The sequence below is a fragment of the Pseudanabaena sp. PCC 6802 genome, assembly GCF_000332175.1.
Lineage (GTDB): Bacteria > Cyanobacteriota > Cyanobacteriia > Pseudanabaenales > Pseudanabaenaceae > PCC-6802.
Genome location: NZ_KB235914.1, coordinates 2,166,868 through 2,189,337, shown reverse-complemented (window position 1 = coordinate 2,189,337; position 22,470 = coordinate 2,166,868). Strand labels below are relative to the sequence as shown.

24 protein-coding genes are annotated in these 22,470 nt (G+C 47.3%); 15 read left to right on the top strand and 9 right to left on the bottom strand.

Translation table 11 applies throughout. The features are described from left to right. Window positions 1-18: 18 nt before the first annotated feature. Window positions 19-462, bottom strand: coding sequence for an IS200/IS605 family transposase (gene tnpA / locus PSE6802_RS0115560; protein ID WP_019500973.1), 444 nt, complete (start codon window positions 460-462; stop codon window positions 19-21). Between the two features lie 87 nt (window positions 463-549). Here tnpA and PSE6802_RS0115555 point away from each other — a divergent pair, with 87 nt between their 5' ends. The 3 genes from PSE6802_RS0115555 (at window position 550) to cobS (ending at window position 3,932) form a co-directional block, all read left to right on the top strand. Then, a complete protein-coding gene (locus tag PSE6802_RS0115555; RefSeq protein ID WP_193372409.1) occupies window positions 550-1,836 on the top strand; it encodes an RNA-guided endonuclease InsQ/TnpB family protein in 1,287 nt (428 codons plus the stop codon). A gap of 229 nt (window positions 1,837-2,065) precedes the next feature. Then, window positions 2,066-2,947 carry a hypothetical protein gene (locus tag PSE6802_RS0115550; RefSeq protein ID WP_019500971.1) on the top strand — a complete coding sequence of 294 codons (882 nt, stop codon included), beginning with the start codon at window positions 2,066-2,068 and terminating at the stop codon, window positions 2,945-2,947. Between the two features lie 205 nt (window positions 2,948-3,152). After that, on the top strand, window positions 3,153-3,932 hold the full coding sequence (gene cobS, locus PSE6802_RS0115545; RefSeq protein WP_019500970.1) for an adenosylcobinamide-GDP ribazoletransferase: 780 nt from the start codon (window positions 3,153-3,155) through the stop codon (window positions 3,930-3,932). A gap of 354 nt (window positions 3,933-4,286) precedes the next feature. Here the strand turns inward: cobS and PSE6802_RS0115540 are convergent, their stop codons facing one another. Further along, complete coding sequence (locus PSE6802_RS0115540; protein ID WP_019500969.1) at window positions 4,287-5,204, bottom strand: S66 peptidase family protein; 918 nt, start codon at window positions 5,202-5,204, stop codon at window positions 4,287-4,289. A 29-nt stretch (window positions 5,205-5,233) separates the two neighbouring features. Here PSE6802_RS0115540 and PSE6802_RS0115535 point away from each other — a divergent pair, with 29 nt between their 5' ends. The 3 genes from PSE6802_RS0115535 to PSE6802_RS0115525 are packed head-to-tail and all read left to right on the top strand — an operon-like array spanning window position 5,234 to window position 6,448. Further along, entirely contained in the window at window positions 5,234-5,452 is a 219-nt protein-coding gene (locus PSE6802_RS0115535; RefSeq protein ID WP_019500968.1) for a ssr2422 family thylakoid membrane protein, read from the top strand. A gap of 47 nt (window positions 5,453-5,499) precedes the next feature. Continuing rightward, window positions 5,500-5,913: an 8-oxo-dGTP diphosphatase MutT gene (mutT, locus tag PSE6802_RS0115530; protein ID WP_019500967.1), complete on the top strand. Its 414-nt coding sequence runs from the start codon at window positions 5,500-5,502 to the stop codon at window positions 5,911-5,913. Further along, entirely contained in the window at window positions 5,903-6,448 is a 546-nt protein-coding gene (locus PSE6802_RS0115525) for a tetratricopeptide repeat protein (RefSeq protein WP_019500966.1), read from the top strand. Before mutT ends, PSE6802_RS0115525 begins: the two co-directional genes overlap by 11 nt. A gap of 19 nt (window positions 6,449-6,467) precedes the next feature. Here the strand turns inward: PSE6802_RS0115525 and PSE6802_RS0115520 are convergent, their stop codons facing one another. Then, complete coding sequence (locus tag PSE6802_RS0115520; protein ID WP_019500965.1) at window positions 6,468-6,917, bottom strand: gas vesicle protein K; 450 nt, start codon at window positions 6,915-6,917, stop codon at window positions 6,468-6,470. Window positions 6,918-7,164: 247 nt separating this feature from the next. On the opposite strand from PSE6802_RS0115520, the gene PSE6802_RS0115515 reads away from it, so the two are divergent. Then, window positions 7,165-8,844: a serine/threonine-protein kinase gene (locus PSE6802_RS0115515; protein WP_019500964.1), complete on the top strand. Its 1,680-nt coding sequence runs from the start codon at window positions 7,165-7,167 to the stop codon at window positions 8,842-8,844. A 44-nt stretch (window positions 8,845-8,888) separates the two neighbouring features. On the opposite strand, the gene PSE6802_RS0115510 is transcribed toward PSE6802_RS0115515, so the two are convergent. After that, window positions 8,889-9,677: a GvpL/GvpF family gas vesicle protein gene (locus PSE6802_RS0115510; RefSeq protein ID WP_019500963.1), complete on the bottom strand. Its 789-nt coding sequence runs from the start codon at window positions 9,675-9,677 to the stop codon at window positions 8,889-8,891. Window positions 9,678-9,946: 269 nt separating this feature from the next. Then, entirely contained in the window at window positions 9,947-10,660 is a 714-nt protein-coding gene (locus tag PSE6802_RS0115505; RefSeq protein WP_019500962.1) for a DUF1997 domain-containing protein, read from the bottom strand. On the opposite strand from PSE6802_RS0115505, the gene PSE6802_RS34105 reads away from it, so the two are divergent. The 5 genes from PSE6802_RS34105 (at window position 10,659) to PSE6802_RS0115485 (ending at window position 14,840) form a co-directional block, all read left to right on the top strand. After that, on the top strand, window positions 10,659-10,802 hold the full coding sequence (locus tag PSE6802_RS34105; protein ID WP_162139227.1) for a hypothetical protein: 144 nt from the start codon (window positions 10,659-10,661) through the stop codon (window positions 10,800-10,802). The two genes, PSE6802_RS0115505 and PSE6802_RS34105, sit on opposite strands and share 2 nt — an antisense overlap. A 255-nt stretch (window positions 10,803-11,057) precedes the next feature. Beyond that, entirely contained in the window at window positions 11,058-12,299 is a 1,242-nt protein-coding gene (locus PSE6802_RS0115500) for an RNA-guided endonuclease InsQ/TnpB family protein (RefSeq protein WP_019500961.1), read from the top strand. 153 nt (window positions 12,300-12,452) lie between these two features. Next, window positions 12,453-13,790 carry a hypothetical protein gene (locus tag PSE6802_RS0115495; RefSeq protein WP_019500960.1) on the top strand — a complete coding sequence of 446 codons (1,338 nt, stop codon included), beginning with the start codon at window positions 12,453-12,455 and terminating at the stop codon, window positions 13,788-13,790. A gap of 11 nt (window positions 13,791-13,801) precedes the next feature. Further along, window positions 13,802-14,203 (top strand): RidA family protein, encoded by a 402-nt coding sequence (locus PSE6802_RS0115490; RefSeq protein WP_019500959.1) that lies wholly within the window; start codon window positions 13,802-13,804, stop codon window positions 14,201-14,203. Between the two features lie 16 nt (window positions 14,204-14,219). Next, window positions 14,220-14,840 (top strand): cofactor assembly of complex C subunit B, encoded by a 621-nt coding sequence (locus PSE6802_RS0115485; protein WP_019500958.1) that lies wholly within the window; start codon window positions 14,220-14,222, stop codon window positions 14,838-14,840. On the opposite strand, the gene PSE6802_RS32025 is transcribed toward PSE6802_RS0115485, so the two are convergent. After that, entirely contained in the window at window positions 14,837-16,522 is a 1,686-nt protein-coding gene (locus PSE6802_RS32025; RefSeq protein ID WP_019500957.1) for a peptidoglycan-binding protein, read from the bottom strand. The genes PSE6802_RS0115485 and PSE6802_RS32025 overlap by 4 nt on opposite strands. Before the next feature lie 267 nt (window positions 16,523-16,789). On the opposite strand from PSE6802_RS32025, the gene purE reads away from it, so the two are divergent. Together purE and PSE6802_RS0115465 are read left to right on the top strand one after the other, a co-directional pair. Continuing rightward, a complete protein-coding gene (gene purE, locus PSE6802_RS0115470) occupies window positions 16,790-17,329 on the top strand; it encodes a 5-(carboxyamino)imidazole ribonucleotide mutase (RefSeq protein ID WP_019500956.1) in 540 nt (179 codons plus the stop codon). A gap of 105 nt (window positions 17,330-17,434) precedes the next feature. Continuing rightward, window positions 17,435-17,767, top strand: coding sequence for a hypothetical protein (locus PSE6802_RS0115465; protein ID WP_019500955.1), 333 nt, complete (start codon window positions 17,435-17,437; stop codon window positions 17,765-17,767). Here PSE6802_RS0115465 and def read toward each other — a convergent pair. Further along, window positions 17,764-18,336 carry a peptide deformylase gene (gene def / locus PSE6802_RS0115460; RefSeq protein ID WP_019500954.1) on the bottom strand — a complete coding sequence of 191 codons (573 nt, stop codon included), beginning with the start codon at window positions 18,334-18,336 and terminating at the stop codon, window positions 17,764-17,766. The two genes, PSE6802_RS0115465 and def, sit on opposite strands and share 4 nt — an antisense overlap. A 271-nt stretch (window positions 18,337-18,607) precedes the next feature. On the opposite strand from def, the gene PSE6802_RS0115455 reads away from it, so the two are divergent. After that, window positions 18,608-18,925, top strand: coding sequence for a DUF760 domain-containing protein (locus PSE6802_RS0115455; RefSeq protein ID WP_019500953.1), 318 nt, complete (start codon window positions 18,608-18,610; stop codon window positions 18,923-18,925). Here the strand turns inward: PSE6802_RS0115455 and crtR are convergent. Together crtR and PSE6802_RS0115445 are read right to left on the bottom strand one after the other, a co-directional pair. After that, complete coding sequence (crtR, locus tag PSE6802_RS0115450) at window positions 18,922-19,839, bottom strand: beta-carotene hydroxylase (RefSeq protein ID WP_019500952.1); 918 nt, start codon at window positions 19,837-19,839, stop codon at window positions 18,922-18,924. The two genes, PSE6802_RS0115455 and crtR, sit on opposite strands and share 4 nt — an antisense overlap. Before the next feature lie 254 nt (window positions 19,840-20,093). Beyond that, window positions 20,094-22,454: a hypothetical protein gene (locus tag PSE6802_RS0115445; RefSeq protein ID WP_019500951.1), complete on the bottom strand. Its 2,361-nt coding sequence runs from the start codon at window positions 22,452-22,454 to the stop codon at window positions 20,094-20,096. Window positions 22,455-22,470: the final 16 nt, after the last annotated feature.

The window sequence follows — 22,470 nt, the reverse complement described above, 5'->3', positions numbered from 1 at the left end:
TGGGGATGGATAGCGCAGCTAATGAGCGGGGTTCGATGCCCCCGAATTAGCCAACCTCCCACCGGACTGCTCCTGAATGTATTGTTTGACGATTTCCAAGGGAGCGCCACCACACGAAACAATGCATTTCGAGTCATGCCAAAGCTTTGCTTTTCCCCAATAAACCTTGTCTATTTCTTCTTTGAATTCTTGGCGCAATACCCGACTAGAAGCTGATTTGAGAGACGCTACTAAGTCAGAGATATTGTTGTTTGGGTGTAGGTCAACTAAGAAATGAACGTGGTCAGCTTCACCGTTGAAGTCAGTCAAGATGCATTGATTTGCTTCTAGCACTCGTTCAAATACGGGTTTCATTGTGTCAAACATAGGTTGAGTCAGCACTTTACGCCGATACTTGGTCACGAAGACGATATGCAGGTGAATCCTAAAAATAACATGAGAACCCCTTCTAAGTTGAGACATAAGGATATCTAGTCAATTCCGCAATTTAGGTTATACTGATTGTAGTTCTAAATATCGAGTCAAGCAATCAATAGAGGTAACTGTAAGGTGGCTGTGAGACGTATTACATTTCGACTGTATCCAAGTGACGCTCAGGAGCGCAAGCTTCGTGAGTGGCGACGGATGCACAAGGATTTGTATAACGCGGCTTTAGCCAACCGTAAAATCCAATATCAAAAGTTTGGGCACTCGGTTGATTACTTCGAGCAACAGAATAGCTTGCCAGATTTCAAAGAAGTCTGGACAGAGTATAAAAAACTAGGTTCACAAGCCTTGCAAGCAACTTTGAAGCGTGTAGATTTAGCGTTTCAACGGTTCTTCAAAGGCTTGGGCGGGTATCCCAAATTCAAATCAATTCGCCACTATTCAGGGTGGACTTATCCCGCTAAATCTGGCTGGAATGCTGATACGGATGGGGAAAACGGTCATCTTGACCTTTCTAATCTAGGAAGGATTCAAATGAGAGGACAGGCAAGAACTTGGGGTACGCCCACCACTTGCACCATCGTTTTTAGAAACGAGAAATGGTATGCCTCTATTACGATCAATTGTGAGCCAGTAAGAACCACGGGTGATGGTGCGGTAGGGATTGATTTGGGTTGCAAGGAAGCAATCACGTTATCTACGGCAGAGCAGGCTTCCAAACCTGACTTCATCAAAGCAGGACAACTTAAAGTCAAAGCAGCATCTAAAAATCTGCGACGCAAACGCGCACCCAACCGAAACAAGAAAATCAAAGCTTCACGCAGATGGAAGAAACAGCGCAAAGTAGTGTCCAAACTGCAACGCAAGGTCAAACGTCAGCGTGAGGATTGGCTACACAAAACAACCAGCAGCATAGTCAGCGGTAATAGCCTAGTTGCTGGAGAAGAACTAAACGTCAAAGGAATGACTCGCAAAGTTAAAAAGGGTGACAAGCGATCGGCTCAGAAGTCTGGGCTAAATCGCTCTATTCTTGACGTTGGCTTTGGGATGATTGGCAAGATGTTTGAGTACAAATTAGCGGAAGCTGGTGGGTTCTATCTTGAATCCCCCACCCAAAAGCTCAAACCTTCTCAGCGTTGCGCCAAGTGTTGGGAATTGACACCTAAAACACTCAAAGACAGGGTGCATGTCTGCTCCAATCCTCAGTGTGGTCATACCGAAGATCGAGACGTAAATGCTGCCCAAGTCAACTTGATTTGGGCAAAGGGGGCAGGAACTGTCCTCTTAGACGCAGAGCCGCCAAGCTCTACCTCATGCGGAAGTATGCGGCAACTTGGGGTGAAGAAGCGTCAGAAATCTCAGCAAGTAGGTGGGTCGGGTGAAACCCCATCCGCCTATGCGGTGGGGTAGTTCATAAGCTGCATACCATGTTATACGTAACGATATCGCTGATTGAGTCCGTTAAGGTTGTCTGAGTGCATCCGCAGACAAATAATTGTTAAGCGATTGGTGTATAACGCATCATTAGGAGAGGATAATATTGAGACATTGCGGTGTTGAGTTGGGGGCGATCGCTTACCACTCAATTTAGCCGTTAGATCCTCTGAGTCCCATTCACCATCAACACTAGGAGGTTCACATGTCTCTAGGTTTTTATCGCCTGATCAAAGGTCACCTCACTGTTCGTCAGCGGCAGTCACCAGACGGCGACAGTATGCGGTTCGTGGCGAACGACATGTCTTTGTTTGAAGCGCTTCCTCGATTTTCGCCTCCAAGTGAGGCTGGTGGCGTGGAGAGCTACCAGCTACGATTCCAAGCCATCGATACACCTGAACTTCACTACGGCGGGGCTGCACAGCCACATGGTATTGACAGCCGAAATGGCCTCCTTCAATGGCTCGGAGTGGATCCATCCGATTGGGACTGGGCAGTCGCGCCAAGCGGATTCGAGTGGGAGAAGGAGGCGGTGATTCTCTGTGACGGGTTTGAGGGCCATGGGCGACCGATTGCGTTCGTTCTCCGTGACCTCGATGACAAAGACGGTTCAGATGTCAAGCTAACCAAGTCTTTGCTAGCTAAGACCTACAACTACCACGCAGCCGACACCGGGTTAGCCTACTTGGGTCTCTACTCGGGCGGACTCTCCTTCGAGATTCAATCAAGTCTCATCGCTGCCTACAAGCAGGCCAAAGCTGCCAATCTGGGTATCTGGAAACTCGACAGAACTAGACGGTTCACGGTGAACACACTCGATGACATCGGACCGGAGCGGGGAAGTCTCATCTATCCAAAGATCTTCCGTCGATGCGTTGACGCACTGCGTTGGGCTGGTGGCGAATTCGAGCCTGGTCGCGACGTGGATGACTTTCTCGTGGACTCCCCAGACGATAACGACAAGTTTGTCGTTCATGCCAGGCAAGGAGGTCAACTCAAGAGCAGGCTCAGCGACGTGTTGGAACAGGTCAACAATCAGATCAGGATTCAAATCGACTTCAATACGGTTGAGTTTGTTTCGAAGTAGCTGTGGGTCGCAGTTGGAGCATACACTTCATGGACGGATCCAACTCTTCCATATGAAGGCTATCCGTATTTTATTTAGCAGACGTTCTCCAAATGCAAAGATCTACGGTATTCCTCAAACACCGGAAGAATGGCAGTAACAGGAGGAAACTATTCGACAAAGGATCGAGCAACAGAAATCGTAGGCGCGTAGTTGAGACAACATCATGAAATCACTAATGTTCTTTCAGACTATACGTGCTGCGTTTGTTTTCTATACTTGTTTGCCTCTCAGCAAGGGTGGCAATAGTGCAGCTTTAGATTTTCGCGGTATTGCCGTCTATGCTCCTTTGGTAGGAGCGGCGATCGGTGCGATTTTAGGAGGGTGCGATCTGGGTTTGGCACTGCTGTTGCACGATCGAGCACCCCTGCTTGTAGCAGGGCTGATCGTACTGTTAGGGGTATGGCTTACAGGTGGGTTGCACCTGGATGGAGCCATGGATACGGCTGATGGGCTGGCGGTGACCGATCCAGAGCGTCGTCTAGAAGTCATGGCGGATAGTACTACTGGGGCTTACGGCGTAATGGCGGCGATCGCGATCCTATTTCTCAAAACAGCATCGCTAGCTGCAATCGACCGTCACCGCCTCTGGATTTTAATTGCCGCCTGTACCTGGAGTCGCTGGGGACAACTGCGGGCGATCGCCGCCTATCCTTACCTCAAGTCCGCTGGCAAAGGTAAATTTCACCGCGATTACGTGCGATCTTGGCAAGTTTGGCTGGTATTTGGCGCGATCGCGATCGTTAGTGGGGTAACTGGTGTTGCAAGTCAACGGATTAACTTATCAGTGGCGATCTCTTTAGCTGGCACAATATGTGCCTGGGGGACGGGAGCGTGGTTGAACTATAAACTGGGAGGTCAAACAGGAGATACGTATGGAGCGATAGTTGAGTGGTCGGAATCCTTTTTCTTCTTAGTACTTGTACCGATCGCATCCCAAATTTAAGGATTAATTGAGCCAAAATTCTTTAGAAAACATTATGAAACTAATAGGGGAATGCGAAGATCCCGAGTTCTTTACTTTTTAGCTGTAAATTGAAATGTCGCAGGTTTGATTTAACAGGCTAAATGGAGAAAATGAGGGATTTTGAGATAAATGCGGGGGCATTTATTTTTGGTAGGTGCTTGGGGGTACCTACTATCAAAAGCCCAAGTTAGTGAGACAGTGAGGGGAATTGTGGTATCTAGCAGCTACAGTTTCTGAGTACTGTTCTTGCGCTCTTTTCAAGAAGAAAAACTTTAGCTTGTTTAACTCAAACCTTTTTGTATTTGCTTCATCTCGAATAGAGCACCCAGGGTGTCATTGACTTAAGTCGTAGGTTAATGTTCCCGACTCAGGATCTAGTTGAGCGATCGCACCTGCGATCAGTGGGGCATTAGCACCGTCATGGCCAAATGGCAGCTCTGCCACGATCGCAATTCCTAAATCGGCAAGGCGATCGCTCCATACCTCAGCCATAGAAAAGCTGGGGCGGTCTTTGGGCGGTTCTGCCTGACTAAAGCGCCCTAGGGCAATGCCTTTTACCTTATGTAAATTTCCCGACCACCGCCAGTGGGTGAGCATGCGGTCTACTTTGTAGGGAGGCTCCGCCACATCCTCAAATGCCAGAATGACACCGTCGAGATCGGGACATAAAGGCGTACCGATCAGATGAGTTGCCACATTTAAATTTCCGGGTAGTAATATACCTTCGGCTGTGTTTTTGCATCCGCCTAATCCACGACCGCTCAACGTCACCTTAGTTAATTTCCCTTCTAACACGCTAAATAACTGCTGGATAGACCAATCGGGTTCGGTAGCTAGGGTAGTCAGCACGGGGCCGTGGAGTCCGGCAATTTTTTTATGAGCGGCAATTCCCCATAACAAAGCCGTGATATCGGAAAATCCGATCGGCCATTTAGGGTGGGAGTCCAGAGTTTGCCAGTCCAATCCTTCTAACAGGCGTGCGGAACCATAGCCCCCCCGCGCGCAGAGAATTGCCGCGCAGTCCGGATCGTTCCATGCCTCTATTAATTGTTGGCGGCGATGGCGATCGCTACCAGCCAGGTAGCCCCAGGATACGCCCAGATCTTCAGGAAGATAAACTTCATAGCCGCGATCGCGCCAGATTTGCACGCCCTTTTCCAGGCGCTCCCATTCCCGCACTGCGCCGCTGGTGGCGACTACGCGCACTTTTTGGCCGGGAACGAGGTAAGGCGGGATCGCAAGCTTGTGCATAATTAATATAGTTACGTGAGGTTATTGTAATGGCAGTCGAACACTGGACAGATGAAATGGTGGACAAACTGGCAGAGTCAGTCAAGGAATTGCGAGAGGAGTCTAAGGAATTTCGAGAGGAACTTAAGGAGTTAAACATTCGCTTTAGTGCCTACCAACAAGCGTCACAATGGGTAGTCAACCTCGCTTTTGGCTTGCTGGCGACTGCCACAATTACAACGATAATTACTGCTGTTTTTCGCAAATAAACACGGGAGAAAATATTGCAAATCACAGTAACTGGTAGCAAAAATAGGTGACAAGAAAGTATAGGCAGATTGGTGTAGCAATTGTGTGGAATCAAGAGCGCGATCGCATCCTCATCGATCGCCGCTTGCCCAAAGGCAGATTTGCCAGTTACTGGGAATTTCCTGGTGGTAAGGTGGAGGCAGGGGAAGATATTGCTGCTTGCATTCGCCGCGAAATCAGGGAAGAACTGGGTATTGAGATCTTTGTAGAGGACTACCTGATCGCCATTAACCACGATTATGATGAGGATCTCTCTGTTGCCCTGATCGTGCATAACTGCCTGCACATCAGTGGGGAACCACAGCCGCTAGAATGTGCTGAGGTGCGGTGGGTAACTTTGGAGGAGTTAGATCGCTTTCAGTTGCCGCCCGCTAATTACGAGATCGTCCAAGCATTGCGCAAAATGAATCATGACAGATAATCCAGGTTCAACCGAAAAACCAGATCGGGAGTTATATCAGGAGTTATATCAGGCAGGCGTGCGAAGCTTTGAACGCGGGAACTATCAGCAGGCGATCGCGCAATTCCAACAAGCTCTAGATGGTGTAAATGCTAAGACAAAAATTGGGGGCGAGATTCAGGTTTGGCTAGCCAATGCCTACGATGCCGCTGGCAATTCAACGGAAGCAATTGCCCTCTGTCGCAGTCTGAAAACCCATAGCGATCGCGATGTGCGTAAATCTGCCAATTATGTCCTGGGGATCCTATCCGCACCCAAACTAAGTAATCTCAAGGATGCAACTTCTAAGATTCCCAGCTTAAAAGGGTTGGACGACCAAATTTCATCCCGACCGCTAGGGGTGTCCGGTTCTAAACTCCCTCAAGCAAAACCCGAAAACCAGTTGCCGACAGGATCGAGCCTAGATACACAGACATCGCAACAGGAACAGAATCGTTTTCTGTGGATTGCGATCGTAATTACTCTGGCAGGCTTGGTTGTCTGGGCAATTGCCTAATGCCAAGCCCTAAACGCCATCAAAGAAGATCTTCCGCCGATAAAATCAGGCGCAGTTTGAGGTGAATTAAATTTAGCTGCGCCAGACCAATCTGCACGTCTCCCTCTAAGACAATGCCAGTGTTAATCAAGCGATCTAGCAATTCCAAGATCGATGCTTCGTTGGAAGGGAGATCGGGATAATAGTGCCCCCGACGCGGCAATAGCTTACCCGCATCCCCCAAATCTAAGTTCAGATCTTCGGGATCGATTTCCAGAACATCACATAGGGTCAAAATTTGCTTTTCCAGGGCTTGCAAGCTATCAGCCGCCCGCTCTATTTCTGTTTCCGCCAATGCACCGGATTCCATGCGACGAATTACCTGCGCTTCCATTAACTGGCGTAATAATTCCACCAAAGTCAGGACTAAAGGAGCTAGCCCTGATTTGTTTGCCTTAACTTGATGAATTGGTAAATTTTCTTCAGGCATGACTGAGAATTACTCTCTAGGTAGGCAATTTCTAGCAAATAAAATACCTGTAAGGGGAATTCCCAGTTACCCTGAGGCTTAGGGCAGAAGTCTCTGCCCCTACAATATATTGGGTGTATTTTCTAGTGGGAATTGCCTTATTATTATCTGCCCTAATAACATGCGATCGATTGCGATCGATGTCAAGTTGCCTCTTAGCAGGCGATACTGGTATAAACCCGATCGGTAAAGCCATCAATACGATGTTATGAGTCTCTGTATTAACCCTAACTGTCAAGCGCCCGAAAATCCCGACGAGCTAGTATTTTGTCAAGCTTGCGGCTCGGAGTTACTTCTAGAAGGGCGCTATCGTGTTGTTAAACTGCTCGGCGGCGGTGGGTTTGGTAAAACCTACGAGATTAGGCAAGCATTGCGAACTACGGGCGGTGTGACTAGCGGCTTGCCCCAGGTGCTGAAGGTTTTGATTAACAATCAGCCGAAAGCGGTGGAACTATTTCTACGAGAAAAGGACGTTTTAAGCAGGCTCCATCACCCCGGCATACCCAGGATTGAGGCGGATGGCTACTTTGCTTTTTACCCGGCAAACAGTAAAGAACCATTACACTGCATGGTGATGGAGAAGGTTGAAGGGCTAGATTTGCAACAATATATGGCGCAGCGCAACTATCGCCCCATCAGCCAGCAACTGGCACTGGAATGGCTGAATCAAACATTCACGATTTTGCATGAAGTACATCAGCAACAGTTCTTTCATCGCGATATCAAGCCCGCTAATATTATGCTCAGGGCCGATGGGCAACTGGTACTCATCGACTTTGGGGCGGCGCGGGAAATGACAGGCACTTATATGGCTAAACAGGAAGGGGGGCAGGTTACGGGTATTCACTCCTTGGGCTATACGCCACCAGAGCAAATGAACGGACAGGCAGTACCGCAGTCTGATTTCTTTGCTCTGGGACGGACGTTTGCCTTTTTGCTGACGGGCAGACCGCCGAATGATATGTACGATCCCTATACAGACCAGTGTCATTGGCGCGAACATTCTGTTAATCTGTCGCCGGCGATCGCCGATCTGATCGATCGCTTAATGGCACGTCTACCCAGCCAGCGATCGCAAAATACGCAAGCAGTTTTACAGGAATTGGCAGAAATCGATCGGACCTTACAACGTTCAAGGGCAACACCGCCGCCAACCGTGCCGATGCCATATCAAACAGAACCCGTAGTATCGGGAAACTCTCCCCATGCCCCAACACCTGCGTCCCAATCCAATCCCACACTAGTAAATCCGGCTACCACACCTTTACCGACTGGCCAGCCGTTGCCAGAAACGGTCGTCAATCCGGCTGCTCCACCTTCACCTAGTGGCAATCCCATTCCCGAAACACTGGTTAATCCTGCTGCGGTCAATCCTGCGGCTCAGACATATCAAGCCCAAGATCGAGTTTCGCCACCAGTCAGTTACAGCTCTAACGATGATTTTGAGAAGGCAAAAACAGCATTAAAGAGTGCCTGGAGTGAGGGTATTGTACCGGGCACGATCGCTCTGCTTAGTTCTCTAACTCTAGACAAAGCCCAAACGGCGATTAGGAATGGTGCGATCGCAGGAGCAGTCCAAGGAGCCTTATTGGTTGTAATCACTCTAGCTTCACTTGGCAGCAGCATTTCAGCACGGTCGGCAAATAATCTGGCTGGCAATTTAATTGATATTCTCCTGATTTTTGGTCTAGCGTTTGGAGTTTATCAAAAGAATAGAATTTGTGCCGTTGCCCTATTCGCTTATTTTGTCTTTGGCAAGCTATTGCAACTCTTTACAAATCAACTGCCGATCGCAGCATTGATCCTGGCACTAGTATTCGGATACTTTTATTTTGAAGGGATGCGTGGCACGTTTAGCTACTATAAACTGACTCGATCGCGGAATTAAGACAATTTCTCGTAGGGGCAGCGCCTCCTGGCCTGCCCTAGCAATCACAAATCGGCGAAGTGATAGGGTGGCAGTGGAGCGGCGATCGCAACCTGCCAGGATACGCGATCTCTCAGCCATTCATTAATAGCTGTTTGTAGCAAATCTACTTGATCTGATTTGAGCAGCATAAAAGCTCGCAACTCATCGCGATTCTGTTGTTCGCTAATGCGCGGCGCAGCAGGATGTTTCATTTCTAATGAGATAGAGTTAAGAAGATTGACTAAGTCAGTATATTCCTGTTGTTGTAGCGATCGCGTTTCCTGTTGTTGGATATAGAAATCCCGTTTCGCAAGCAAATATTCCTTGCCCTTCAATTCAGGCTTCGTATCTGTCTGTTCAGAATCTTGCTGCGACGATCGTGATAAGAACTTGGCTTTGATGGGATATTCAGCGTAGTTTTGTAGCTTTTGCAGGCGATCGCTTAATTCCCGATTGTGGGAGTGCAAATAATCCCTTAATGCCACCTCAGAGACGAAAGCCGTCCCGAAGCGCAGTGGTAGTAGAGTTCTATCCTGAAATAGTTCGCAAATGACGCGATCGTGGCTCAGAACGGCCTTGAGCAACACCTCTTCAGCCACTTCCTTCAAGCCTTGAACGTCCAGGTCAGGCTCGATCGCGGCGACTAGATTATCCACATGCAGATATCTAACGTTGCCATTAATTCCTGGTGGATTGACTGGCGGCACTGGCTCGGTAAAAAAGGCAAAAGTGTAAAGGGGCATTACGATTTCATCAAAGTAAGTCAGGTAATCTGCAAAAGTAACCCTAGTTTTAGTGGTGGCAGTCGTCATAGAACTGCTTTAATACCCTAACAACACAATCATGGCACACGACTTGGTAAGTTAGCGATCGTAGCAAAGCAAAAAGGACTTCCAGTGGAAGAGTTGCCAACCACTGAAGTTCCGATCGCGATATTTGATTTGCCCCGCTTACATTCCCCCTGAAGTAAGCCCCCGCCCCTTGGGTAATTCCTTTGGCTCTTTAAGATCGAGCTGTAAAAATCGAGAAACCTGACCTACAACTTTGCAGCTAGCTAACAGCTAATTGCCGATCGCTTTACTTACGACTTTCTGCGTTTTTTGGGCACGATCGCGCCAATTGTCTTGTGGAAGTCAGCCTGGACTTTTGCAGTCAAAGTTTGGGAGATGCTCTTCACCACATGGGCGAGGACGGTATCGCCAGTTTTTTGAAGTACGTGCTGAGAAAACACCTGCACGAAACGCGGTAGTTGAATAGATACCGTTAGATCTAATTGCCATTCCACGCTAGTCATGACCGTACCGTTTTCATCGGCTGGTTGCTCCTTGAGGATCATTACAGCTTGAAAGTCTACGTCATATACCTGCGGTTCCTGATCGGGTAAAGGAATGCTGCGAATGCGGTAAACCCCCTCTTTTTGGGGTAGTAGATCCAAGCCAATGCGGGGATCGACTTTATAGCCCAACGCACCTACATGACCGATTCCCAGGGCGTAAGCATTGCTGCTAATTGCTTTGACCTTGAGGGGATGGGCGCAACGGCAAAACCAACCCTGATGAGCGTCGAGGTAGGCGATCGCCTTAGCAGCGTCAGCATACATGTCCATGTAGCCGACAAAGTGATTGCTAAACTTGGCAGGAGCAGAGGCTTTAGAGTCAGTAGCGCTATTTTCAGCACCATCTAAAATAATGTTTTCGTCGATTGCGTTCTCTATACCCAATAGAGATTCATCCAACATCAAATCCATACCCTCACAGAGCGGTTCGGGGCTAGATTGGTTCAGGTCTGGAACCATGACAACTGAGTTGTTTTGCGATCTTGCTTGTGTCTGCATTATCAGTTACGTCTACTTTAGAGTGGTTTTCGGACTCGATATCGGACTCAATAATCGACGGTTGGTCTATCCTAAGGTTGCCACACTCAAATTTAGTTCTTAACAAGCCTGAGGAAAGCTTAACAAATTTTTTACTTCGCTGTGGGTGCCTCTATCGATAGAAAGAACTTACCCTCATAGCGAGTAATAGCGATCGGCCAAATGTCGAATGTTTCATCAGAAGAATGCGGGAAGTTGGGAAACCCAGTGGCTTTAGCCCTGGGAAGAACGACGACACGAGCGGTTTTAATCGCCTACGACTTTCTTGTATCCCCCCTAGCTTTCGCCGTATAATAGGATATGTAGCGAAAGTTGTATGATGTACCTAACTCAAAAGAACCAAATTCGCAATCTAAATAAGTCTGAGTTTTTGGCTCTGCGAGAATTGTGTCGTCTCAGCAAAAACCTCTACAACGTAGGGTTGTACGCTGTGCGGCAATACTACTTTCAGGAACACAAACACTTGCGTTACGAATCTGCTTACCATCTGTGCAAAGAAAACGAGAATTACCGTCTGTTGAATACAGACATCGCTCAACAAACTTTGAAGGTGATAGACAGAACGTTTCACAGCTTCTACGGCTTGATTAGTGCAGTAAAAGCGGGTAGCTATCAGCCAAAGATAAGCCTGCCTCACTACTTGCCCAAAGATGGCTATTTTGTCTTGATAATCCCTCGAATTAAAGTCAAAGATGGACGGTTTAATGTGCCGATGTCCTTTGCTTTTAAGCAGCAATTTGGCTTGGTATCCTTGCCTTTCCCAGACAGACTCGACCCAGAGACGATTAAAGAGGTGAGGATTCACCCGAAATACGACGCTCGATTCTTTGAAATTGAGTTTGTCTCTAAGGTTGAAGCTGAACCTGTAGAGACTGTTGAAGATAGTGCTATTTCGATTGATTTTGGCTTGGACAACCTGGCAACTTGTGTTGATACCAATGGGGCATCCTTTATCATGGATGGTCGCAAACTTAAATCTATTAACCAATGGTTTAACAAGGAAAATGCTCGGTTGCAGTCTATTAAAGATAAACAAAAGATTGAACGGCTCACAGAGCGTCAAGCAAGGCTGTTTGTCAACCGAAACGCTAAGGTCAGAGACTACCTCAACAAAACCGCAAGGTTGATTATCGACCACTGCATCGCCAACAAAATCAGCAAGGTGATTGTTGGTTTTAATCTGGGGATGAAGCAAGAAATCAATATCGGTAGCCGAAACAATCAGAACTTTGTCCAGATTCCCTTTTACTCTTTGAGAGCCAAGCTGAAAGCATTGTGTGAACGCTACGGATTGATCTATCAGGAACAAGAGGAATCGTATACCAGCAAGGCAAGTGCTTTGGATGGAGATGATTTGCCCACCTACAACGCCGACAAACCTGCCGCTTACCAGTTTGCGGGTTCGCGGGTTAAACGAGGTTTGTATCGAAGTAAGGATGGACATTTGATTAACGCTGATTGTAATGGGGCTGCAAATATTGGGCGTAAAAGTAAGCAGAATGGTTTTACCGGACTGTCTAGAGGCTGTTTGGCTCAGCCGTTACGAATCAAGATCTACTAAGGTCAAGGTTCTTAAGAATCCCCACCTCTTTAGAGCGGGGAGTGTCAAAATGGATTTTAGGCGCACCTACTAGCAGAAGAAGTGACACAAGTCACACAGCAGTCAGTAAATCTGCACTTGATTTCAGACTCATTTAATGAAGGTAGAAAAACGATGACCCGTGAAGCTGTGATGAAAGCAGTAGAAAAGCTGAACTATCGCGTCACTGTTGGCGATGTGGCAGCACACTCAGGGTTGAGTTTAGCTACAGCCTCAATCCAACTAATGAGCTTAGCAACTGACAGCGGCGGGCACCTTCAGGTGTCCCAGTCGGGCGATCTTGCCTACGTGTTTTCGCGTAATTTCCGCAATATTTTACTGAATCGCTCGTTTAAACTGCGGATGCAAGCATGGCTCCAGTCAGCATGGAAATGGGCATTTTTCCTGATCCGTATCTCTTTCGGTATTGTCTTGATAATTTCGATCGCTATTGTCGTTATTGCCATTATTATCGCCTTGATAGCTTTGCAAAACAGCAACAACAGCGATAGCAGCAGTAGCAGTAGCAGCAGTAGCGATCGCTCCTACGACAGTCGTGGCGGCGGCGTATTCGTATCGAATACTGGGTGGGGCAATCCCTTTATTTGGTGGGGCGATCCTTTTGCAGTATTTACGCCCAACTATTACGAGGACAAGAAACAACTTCAAAAAAGTCAGGAGCCTGACGCTAAGCAGATGGGTTTTCTGGAAAGCGTCTTCTCATTCCTGTTTGGAGATGGCAACCCCAACGCCGATCTAGAAGAACGCCGCTGGAAGGCGATCGCGAAAGTAATTCGCGCTAATGGCGGTGTGGTGGCAGCGGAGCAGATCGCTCCATATTTAGACGATCTGGGTAATACCTCTGAAGGTTATGAGGACTACGTGCTGCCTGTTTTAGTGAAGTTTAACGGCCAACCTGAAGTCAGCGATCTCGGTAGCATAGTCTATCGTTTTCCGGAATTACAGACTGTGGGAGCCGATCGCAAGCAAAAAAAGGTTCCTACATATTTAGAAGAGAAACTCTGGCAATTTAGCCAGGCAGGTGCGGGTAAGGTGACGCTGTCAGCCGGTTTGGGCATATTTTATCTGGTGGCATCTCTGTTTTTGGGTAGCCTGCTGCGATCGCCAGCTTTAGCTGGAAAACTAACGGGTTTCCTGGGTTTTGTTTCAGGTGCATACTGGTTCCTGCTCGGCTATGCGATTTTATTCTTAGCCGTGCCCGTAGTGCGCTATTTTGTCTTGCAAGGCTTGAATGCCAAGATTGCTGCCAATAATCAGGAACGCATAAAAAGAGCCAATGACTTACGCAAGCCTACTGCTGAAATCGAGCAAAAGCTAGAATTTGCCCGCCAGTTCGCCACTGCCCAAAATGTAATTAGCGCTGACGACCTGGCTTATTCTACAGAGAGCGATCTAGTGGAACAGGAATATGCCAAGATGCTAAAGGAAATGGATACCAAGCCAGAAGATTAACGCAAAGATTAATGAGCAATAAGATCGAAAAACAAGTCATCCGCACCGATGCCGCCCCTGCACCCGTCGGCCCATACAATCAGGCGATCGCCACCCCCACTGGCTCTAGACTGCTGTTCTTAGCGGGACAAGTTCCCCTAGATCCTGCGACAGGCAAACTAATTGAAGGCACAGTTGCACAGCAAACCGAGCGAGTATTGCAAAATATTCAAGCTGTTTTGGGTGCTGCTGGCGCTGACTTTAGTAATGTGGTAAAGACTACAGTGTTTTTAGCCGATATGGCCGATTTTGCGGAAATGAATGGCGTATACGGTCAGTATTTTCAAGATCCCGCACCTGCTCGCTCTACTGTACAGGTAGCGCGTCTGCCATTGGATGCGCGGGTGGAAATTGAATGCACCGCTGCGATTTAGCTAGTTTAGCTATCAAATGCGTTACTTACCTTTAATTGTTGGCATCATCGGTGGCCTGGCTCTCCTGCTCAATCGCCTCACTACCCCACTACTGACTGCTAATCAATCCCGTTCCGATGCTCTCGGTATAATTTTAAGTGCTTTGCTCATTCTGGTCGGGTTACTCTGGCAGCAGATTCAGCCGAAAGCACCGGAATCCGTCACTTTACTTGGGGAAGAAGGCTTTGAGTTGGACGAATCGTTATCTGAGTCTGTAAAAGCGGAATTAGCCTGGGCATCCCACATACTGCTCACTAATACAGCCACAAAGACTTTGGTAGTTTGGTACGAGCAAAAAATATTATTAAGACGCGGCATTTTAAGTCCGGTCAAGCAATTTAATCCCGGTCAAATCGTCCAACGGGTGCTAAAAACTCAAAAACCTACCTATCTGGTCAAACTGTCTCTCTATCCTGGCAAAATTGAGTTTGACTACCTGCCCGAAAATACACAGGGTTTAATCGTGCAGCCCCTCGGCGATCGCGGCGTAATCGTATTAGGCGCAAACGCACCGCGCAGCTACACCAAACAGGACGAGAATTGGGTAGAAGCGATCGCGGCAAAACTAACCTATAGCCTGGAGCAAAGCAGAAGTTAAAGACTTTGGATAAATTCTCGCAAACTATTGTCGCGATTTAGCCATCCATTCAGAAATATGCCTTGACTGGGAGCGTCAACTACTCTTTGATGGCGATAGGCAATTCTGCCAGTAATAATCTTGTTGGCCGTCGCCACATTGTTATTCGCTTGAAAAAGCGCCATAGTTCTGGGGCCGAAAATACCATCGGCGGCTACACCTAAAGCTTCCTGCAAAAACATAACTGCACCCGCTACGCCAAAGTTTACCGCCGTATCAAAATGTACTACTGCTAAAGGTAAAACCATCAAGTCGCACTGAGCTGGTTTCCAATACATGTTGGCGTAAATTTCGCTGACCTCAGCATCTGAAATATTTAGCACGTCATTTAAAGGCAATCCCTTACGCCTTCTATAGGAGTCGTAAACCGACTGAATAATTCCCTTGTTAGTCCTCCCTCCTGGATCTAAAGGATTATCTACAAAACCCCCTTCAGCAGGTAGAGTGAACTCAAGTGCTTTCGAGAATGCAGTTGTGGTGCTGACCCCATCCGTAACATCAATCGGATTAGTAATTTCCGTAGGTAATCCACGCGCTTCGATTAACTTTTTCGCGAATGTAGGGCCAAGTTTGCGAGTAGCGGTAACGTTGAGCGAGAGTGCGTCAGAAAACCTCGCGATCGCAGCTTCTGTAACCGGGCCAAATTCACCATCAACATCCGACGGTCGTAATAGACCTAAAGCATTGAGTCGTAGCTGAATTTGTCTGGTCATACCTGGCTGCCGCTTGAGATCGTCTAAATCGATCGCCCGATCTTTCTCGATCAGGTCTTGCAGATTGAGTTGCCCATCTGGCAAATCGACTGTCTTAAATTGTTCCAGTTTAGAACGAGTTGCAGGGCCGACTTTGCCATCAGCACTCAATCTATTTGCTGTCTGGAATTGCTTAACTGCCTGCTCGGTTGCGGAGTCAAAGATGCCATTAATCGGTGTATCAATTCCAGCCTTGTTCAAAGTTGTTTGCAAGTCGCGAACATCATCACCTTGCATCTGCGGTTGGGTTAGCTGCAGCACTCTTACTGGCTCGGGGGGTTGGATATCTGGAGTCTTTTCCCCCTTTGCAAAACCTTCCATCGGTGATTCTGCCAGACATGCATCTGTAGCAGGCCCAAAGCGACCATCTTCGGCAATCCGATTTTGAGGATTATTCTCATTCCACAGTTTTTGAAATGCCAGGACTGAGATAGAGCTAATATCCTTAGTTCCTCCTCCCACAAAATCGAAATGCATGGGATCGAAATCGCCGAGCTTTTGCCACCCATATCTTTCCAGAAAAGGCTTCCATCCATCGGCATCTTCTATATCTAGAGCTAAACCGCTTTGATGATTGCTGCCACCTGGAGGCGCAGCCGCAACAATGCCACAACGACCTTTTTTGAAATGATTGAAAAGGATAAGTTGCTGGGCGATAGTCCGATAGGCTGAATTAACCTGCAACTGGATCCCGCGATCGCTAATTGCTTTACCGAGCGCAATTTTAGCTGAGGACTGGAGGTAAGGCCAAACCACTTTGTCAAAAGACACGTTCAAATCGGCAAAGCTAACCAGGGAGCCTGGTTCTATGCTGTTCATCTCAAAGATGAGTTGCCGATCTAGCTCGTGCACGACGCTAGTCGAGCAAGCAGTATTATCTTCAATTTTCATAAACAATCTCTCTCGCTAGATAGTCAGGTTTGGATCTGGCGATTGGCTCCACCACGCAAGAAGTAACACCTCACAACCTCAACTAACACGATTGCATTATGGAAACCCTTTCCCCAGTTTGCCAAACCAGTTGAACCTATGTATCTAAAGCTACAACATTTACCTGAATCTGACAGTGCAAAAATGTGAGATTTTGAGGTCGAGTAGTTTGCTTCGTGTGTCAAAATGTGAGATCTTTGGTTACTCAAGTTTTGATGAAAGCAATCCATGAGCAACACGCCACTAGTCAGCATTATTATGGGCAGCGATTCCGATCTGCCGACAATGCAGGCAGCGATCGCCATTTGCCAGCAGTTTAACGTCCCTCACGAAGTCTCGATCGTCTCAGCCCACCGCACGCCAGATCGCATGGTGGAGTTTGCCAAACATGCCCACACCCGAGGTATTCGCGTGATTATCGCTGGTGCGGGCGGTGCGGCGCATTTACCTGGGATGGTGGCATCTCTTACACCGCTACCAGTCATTGGCGTTCCGGTTGCGACCAAACAACTTAATGGAGTGGACTCCCTCTATTCGATCGTGCAAATGCCAAAGGGTATTCCCGTCGCGACCGTGGCGATCGGCAATGCGGAAAATGCTGGGCTACTGGCCATCCAAATTTTGGCAACATCCCACCCGGAATTGTTAGATCGAATACAGATATATCGTCAAGAGCTTGCTAGGACAGTACTAGCCAAGCAGGAACAATTGGAAGCTATGGGCGCGATCGCTTATATCAAAGATAAATTCCCAGGCTCTAGACAATAAAAATTTTTGTGGTATTTTCGCCATATAAAGTTAAATAATTCCGCAATCTGGCGACTTTGGGAATTCTTTAATTAACATATACAGAACCTAGGAAATAATATCTCTATGGAACATCTGCAAAAACAACTCTTGGAACTCAGCCAGCAGGTGCAGAATCTGAGCAAAATTGTTGAGGGACTGCCACAGCAGTTACTAAAAGATACTAAAGGTTTGTCTACGCCTACAGATCCCTATTGGCAAATCGTTGACTCTGACAATTTAGAACATAAGGATATTTTGCTCGACCGAGGCCAATCCCACTGGCACGATCGCTTTGATGACAAAGAAATATCCAGTGAGTGGCAAGTGCGCAGGCTGACAGCGCAACTAACTATGGCTTACAACCGCATCGCTGAATTGGAAGAAGAACTATGCAATCGCCGTATTACTAGCCGTTAATCTTTGATTGACTGTACGTCTTTGGCTGAAAACCCATGTTTGCTTAGTTCTTTGTTCAAAGCGATCGCATTTTGCGCTCGATCTACAAACATGACCCCGTTGAGGTGATCCATTTCATGCTGGATTACTCTAGCTAGCAAACCGTTGGTAGATAGTTTTTGCGGTCTACCTTCTTCGTCGCGGTAGGTAACTGTCACCTCATCCGGTCTTTGCACGTCAAGAAATACCTCCGGTACGCTGAGACATCCCTCCTCGCCTAAAACAATTGCACCGCCTAAAGATATAATTTCCGGATTGATCATCACCAGTGGTGGCTTGGATTCGTCTTTGAGTTCGATATCGATCACGATTAGCTGCTTATTTACCCCTACCTGCGGTGCCGCTAAGCCAATACCGTCATTGCTATACATGGTTTGCAGCATTTTTACTGCTAAGCTGCGGATTTCGTCATTTACTTTGCTAATTTTCTTAGCTGGTTGACGTAAAACCCGATCGCCCAGCTTATTCACCTTTAAGGGCGGATTCTTTAACTTTTTCTTAGGAACTGCGATCGAATAGGTGGTGGGCATTGCAATATATAGACGATACTTAATTAATCTTATTTTGACATAAGTTACAGTTTAGCGATCGAGGGAGTATCATCGATCGCCATCTGTATGCATAGATTGATTTTGGGGTAAATTAAATTGTAGAGTTACGATTTAAGGCTGTTAGTCGCAGTCGAGTCTAATTGTAGAAAATACCCTAAGCCGACCGTTCGGTTTCCCCCCTTCGATAATTAGCCTGCGGCAGTGTAAAAATGAATTAAGTCACAAAATATTCGTTTAGGGAGTGACAAGCATGTTTGACTTAGGGGACATTGATGCCAACAACAATACTCTGCTTGCATATTTGCAAGGGCAGTCACCTGAGACTTTGGCTAAAGTGGCCCAGTCGGTGAGTCCTGAAGTAAGGCAGATTATTTCTCAGAATATTCAAAACCTGGTAGGCATGTTGCCACCACAAAACTTTAGCGTTCAGATTACAACAGATCGCGAAAACCTAGCAGGATTGCTAGGTTCAGCGATGATGACTGGCTACTTTCTCAAACAGATGGAAACTCGCATGCAGCTAGACCGCAGTCTTTCAGGCGCATCAAGCTTGGATGAAGAAGCTTAATTTTTGCTAGATTTAGCTTCTGGCAGAGCATCTGACTTCGTGTGACTATGAAAGCGGATGCCTAAAAATATGTCATAGACAAAACTGCCGAAATCAGGGAACTGTAACAACCCTAAAGTTTGGTGCGCGCCTTTTTCATCCAAAAGCGGCTTCATCAGATAGTAAGCCGGTTGGTAGTTATACCAGGGAATAGAAGGCCACAGGTGATGAATGAGGTGGTAGTTTTGCCCCAGCAGCATTACGTTCAGGAACCAACCAGGGTAAACCCTGGCGTTCTTCCAGCGGCTAGTTTCCTTGAAAGGGCGGTGCGGTAAATAGTCAAAGAAGAGCCCTAATGCTAAGCCCATAATTCCGGCTGGTACGAACCAGTAGCCTAATATGTAACTCAAAAAGCCAAACTGATAGCCAGCAATCAGGGTAAGTACCAGGATCGAACGACTGATCGCCCATTCCAGCAGCTCATAATTACGCCATAGCCGCCTCTGGAAGAAGAAGACTTCGTGGTAAAAAAATCGGACGGCAATTAACCACAGAGGCCCACCAGTAGAGACAAAGTGATCTGGATCGTTCTCCGGATCGTTCACGTGGGCGTGATGCTGCATGTGTACTCTGGTAAATACTGGGTAGACAAATCCCTGTAAAACGGCTGATACATGCCCCACTGCAGCATTGATGATGCGATTGCGATGTGCTACTCCATGGGATGCGTCGTGAATAACTGTGCCGAGCACGTACATTGCTACAAAGTTAGCAATAAATACGCACCAATGCGGCCAATTCCAAGCCCAATAGCCTGAGGTTGAGGCGATCCCCAAAATAACAGAGCCAAAAAACAAGATTAGCGTTGGATTAAATGCTCCAGGTGCTCCCATTAAATCCAGCGGAACAGTCAGGGCTTTCCCTGTCTGCTGCATTGCACACACTCCTTGGTAACCAGACAACAAACGTAAGTCAGTAGTTTAACAACCTTTCGTAGTATACGTTACATGGTGGATATTGTATAGTTTTATTACAGCCTAATTAAGTACAACTACCCAGGGTCGGACTTTGATAGTCCTGAAGAAGTAATGAAATTTAACGATTGGGGGGTTGGGGGCAAGTCCCCAAGTAGGGGCTGCGCCCCTACAACCCCACTGTAAGCATTACTTGTATACCACTACCTGGACTTTTAGTTGCTGGGCGGATCGAAATCGAGTTCCTCATCCAGAGACAAGTTTGGTGGTGTTACCGATCTAGGAATGCTCGTTTTCCGGCTTTCTCTCTGAGTTTGCATTTCAATTGTAATTGCCTCAAACATTACTTCCATCACATCTAGAGGTAGCGTAATCGTTGTGCTCAGGGTCAGATAATCGGGGTCGCTGCCCCACTGGAAATCGACTAACCAACGCGGCCCGTCAATAATGTTTCTAGTTTGGCAGTCCTTAACCCAGAGTTTCACAAATAGCTTTGACTGCACGATCGGTAATTTCACCAGAACTGGCAAAGGGAACCCAGCGATCGCTTCGCTTTCAGGTATTTCCAGGATGGGGGCGGGTACTGGTTCGTTAGCGGGCCAAGTTGGTAACACCTGCCGATCGCTCGCAGCGGATTTGTTAATCGCTTCAGAAGCAGCTACTACCTCCTGCAAAGCTTCGATCGCCACCAACTCCTGTTCGGAATAATGCGGTTCGTCTTCTGGCTCATTTGGATCGCTGGCGCAATTGCTTAAATCCGTGGGTGGGGCATTGCCTAAATCTACGGCTGCTTCTGTCTCCGTTGCGATCGGGCTGGTAACGCGCTCGGACACAGGTTCATCTCCAGATGGTTCTCGATCCAGATCTTGAACGGCTAATAACTCATCATTCAGCAGCATTTGCTCGAACTCGCTCCCCAGATCTTCAAGATCTAGATCTTCAAGATCGAGGGATTGTTCTATTTCAGACTCTAGCTTTCCGACCTCAGCCTCAATCAGTTCGCTAACTTTCTGACTGAGCAGGCTCTCAGCGATCGATTCCTTAGTAAGCGATCGCAACTTATCTAAGAAGCTATCATTTGTTTGGAGAGATTTCAAAATATCCCTGGACTTTGGATCGACCTCTGGCGCTGAAGGCAGTTCAGCCGACACCTTCTCAGCAGATCCTGCAAGTTCATATTGTCCCAATTCCAATATATTCTCATCTCGATCGAGTTCCGACAACTGCTCTCGCCGCATGTCAGAATCATCTAGATCGCGATCGCGCTGTCCATCTCCCGAGTGCATCTTAGGCAATGGTGATATTTTAGGTAACTCGGGGAGCTTAGTTGATTTGTCTAATTTCGTTGCCAAATGTTTATTTACAGGTCGATCCGAGTTTGCTTTAAGAGGTAGTTGCAGCGATTTAGTACTCGGTACATTGGAGATGCTATCTGTTGAGTTAGTCGATTTGGAAGCGATCGCATCGGCTCCAGCATTGGGCAATGCTTCTAGCGGTTGAGGCTGGGCGGCAGTGGTTAATTCCCGAGCTGTCTCGGACAGAATATTCTGCGACTGAAAAGTAATGGCGATCGCCTGGTAGTAGATATGCGTGCGATCGTCTATTAGCGATAGATCGGGAGAAGGGTGCAATCTTACTTCACCGATCGTCACTTGAGATGTGTGCGCGGGGATTTGCAGTTCAAAACTAAATTCGATTGGAGCATTTGAGGCTTTAGGAGGTTCCAGAGCAAATCTAGAATACATGACTATTTCAAGATTTTGAGGGCTTTTCAAAATCACTTCCAACTCCCCTGGCAAGTAGGATATCCCAGACAAAATGGGAAATTGTGTTTCAGAAACTAGATATTGAGATTGATGGAGCACAATTAGGTTCAGGGGCAGCGTTGATGTTTCCAGACCTATTGTTCCTGCATCTCCAGAGCGATCGTTTAGTCGATCTGGCTCCGCTAAAGATATACTGTCCGAAGCTGAGACTAAATCTGACTCTGAGTTATAAACTTTAGATTGTTTAGCAACTGGCTCCGCTTCGCCTGCTAACCCTTCTGACTCTGTCTCAGTCTCTATTTGCTTTATCTCTGAGCCGATCTCTTCAAAATCTTTAGTTTTTTGGGACGTGATACTATGCCGATCGCTAAGCCCAGCGCCTGACTCTCGCAGATCGATGGAGGTATCAATTTGGGTATCGATTTGGGGGAAGTTTAGCTGCCAATCGCTTGCCAGATCTGCCGATATTGGCTGTACCTCAAAGCATACGATCGCCGATCTAAGGCTGCTCTTTTGCGGTTCTTGCTCTAAATTAATACATTCAATCTGCCACGTACCAGCCGTAAAGTGCGTGTAGGGCATCACGATCAGCAAGCCTTCTGAGTCGATCCGCTTAGAAAATTTTTGTCGGCTGGGTATCTGCAGATCGGAACTAGGTATATAGCTCAATTGAATCCCAACTAATACATTAGCCAGCTTGGTTCTAGAGGCAAGGCGATAGTGCCCCTCCAGAATTTCAACAGTTGGGGATTCTAGAGGTAACCAGGACTTGTCACCTTGTTTTTGCAACAAAAATTCCCAGTTTTCCATAGGGCCAAGTACCAAA

What these genes read in the sequence shown, in the direction of transcription:
- PSE6802_RS0115510 (WP_019500963.1), bottom strand. Translation starts at nt 9,677, where the DNA reads ATGACGACTGCCACCACTAAAACTAGGGTTACTTTTGCAGATTACCTG.
- PSE6802_RS0115515 (WP_019500964.1), top strand. Translation starts at nt 7,165, where the DNA reads ATGAGTCTCTGTATTAACCCTAACTGTCAAGCGCCCGAAAATCCCGAC.
- PSE6802_RS0115535 (WP_019500968.1), top strand. Translation starts at nt 5,234, where the DNA reads ATGGCAGTCGAACACTGGACAGATGAAATGGTGGACAAACTGGCAGAG.
- cobS (WP_019500970.1), top strand. Translation starts at nt 3,153, where the DNA reads ATGAAATCACTAATGTTCTTTCAGACTATACGTGCTGCGTTTGTTTTC.
- PSE6802_RS32025 (WP_019500957.1), bottom strand. Translation starts at nt 16,522, where the DNA reads ATGAAAATTGAAGATAATACTGCTTGCTCGACTAGCGTCGTGCACGAG.
- crtR (WP_019500952.1), bottom strand. Translation starts at nt 19,839, where the DNA reads ATGCAGCAGACAGGGAAAGCCCTGACTGTTCCGCTGGATTTAATGGGA.
- PSE6802_RS34105 (WP_162139227.1), top strand. Translation starts at nt 10,659, where the DNA reads ATGACAACTGAGTTGTTTTGCGATCTTGCTTGTGTCTGCATTATCAGT.
- PSE6802_RS0115500 (WP_019500961.1), top strand. Translation starts at nt 11,058, where the DNA reads ATGTACCTAACTCAAAAGAACCAAATTCGCAATCTAAATAAGTCTGAG.
- PSE6802_RS0115520 (WP_019500965.1), bottom strand. Translation starts at nt 6,917, where the DNA reads ATGCCTGAAGAAAATTTACCAATTCATCAAGTTAAGGCAAACAAATCA.
- PSE6802_RS0115455 (WP_019500953.1), top strand. Translation starts at nt 18,608, where the DNA reads ATGTTTGACTTAGGGGACATTGATGCCAACAACAATACTCTGCTTGCA.
- tnpA (WP_019500973.1), bottom strand. Translation starts at nt 462, where the DNA reads ATGTCTCAACTTAGAAGGGGTTCTCATGTTATTTTTAGGATTCACCTG.
- PSE6802_RS0115465 (WP_019500955.1), top strand. Translation starts at nt 17,435, where the DNA reads ATGGAACATCTGCAAAAACAACTCTTGGAACTCAGCCAGCAGGTGCAG.
- PSE6802_RS0115490 (WP_019500959.1), top strand. Translation starts at nt 13,802, where the DNA reads ATGAGCAATAAGATCGAAAAACAAGTCATCCGCACCGATGCCGCCCCT.
- PSE6802_RS0115505 (WP_019500962.1), bottom strand. Translation starts at nt 10,660, where the DNA reads ATGGTTCCAGACCTGAACCAATCTAGCCCCGAACCGCTCTGTGAGGGT.
- PSE6802_RS0115550 (WP_019500971.1), top strand. Translation starts at nt 2,066, where the DNA reads ATGTCTCTAGGTTTTTATCGCCTGATCAAAGGTCACCTCACTGTTCGT.
- PSE6802_RS0115495 (WP_019500960.1), top strand. Translation starts at nt 12,453, where the DNA reads ATGACCCGTGAAGCTGTGATGAAAGCAGTAGAAAAGCTGAACTATCGC.
- PSE6802_RS0115540 (WP_019500969.1), bottom strand. Translation starts at nt 5,204, where the DNA reads ATGCACAAGCTTGCGATCCCGCCTTACCTCGTTCCCGGCCAAAAAGTG.
- purE (WP_019500956.1), top strand. Translation starts at nt 16,790, where the DNA reads ATGAGCAACACGCCACTAGTCAGCATTATTATGGGCAGCGATTCCGAT.
- PSE6802_RS0115485 (WP_019500958.1), top strand. Translation starts at nt 14,220, where the DNA reads ATGCGTTACTTACCTTTAATTGTTGGCATCATCGGTGGCCTGGCTCTC.
- def (WP_019500954.1), bottom strand. Translation starts at nt 18,336, where the DNA reads ATGCCCACCACCTATTCGATCGCAGTTCCTAAGAAAAAGTTAAAGAAT.
- PSE6802_RS0115445 (WP_019500951.1), bottom strand. Translation starts at nt 22,454, where the DNA reads ATGGAAAACTGGGAATTTTTGTTGCAAAAACAAGGTGACAAGTCCTGG.
- PSE6802_RS0115525 (WP_019500966.1), top strand. Translation starts at nt 5,903, where the DNA reads ATGACAGATAATCCAGGTTCAACCGAAAAACCAGATCGGGAGTTATAT.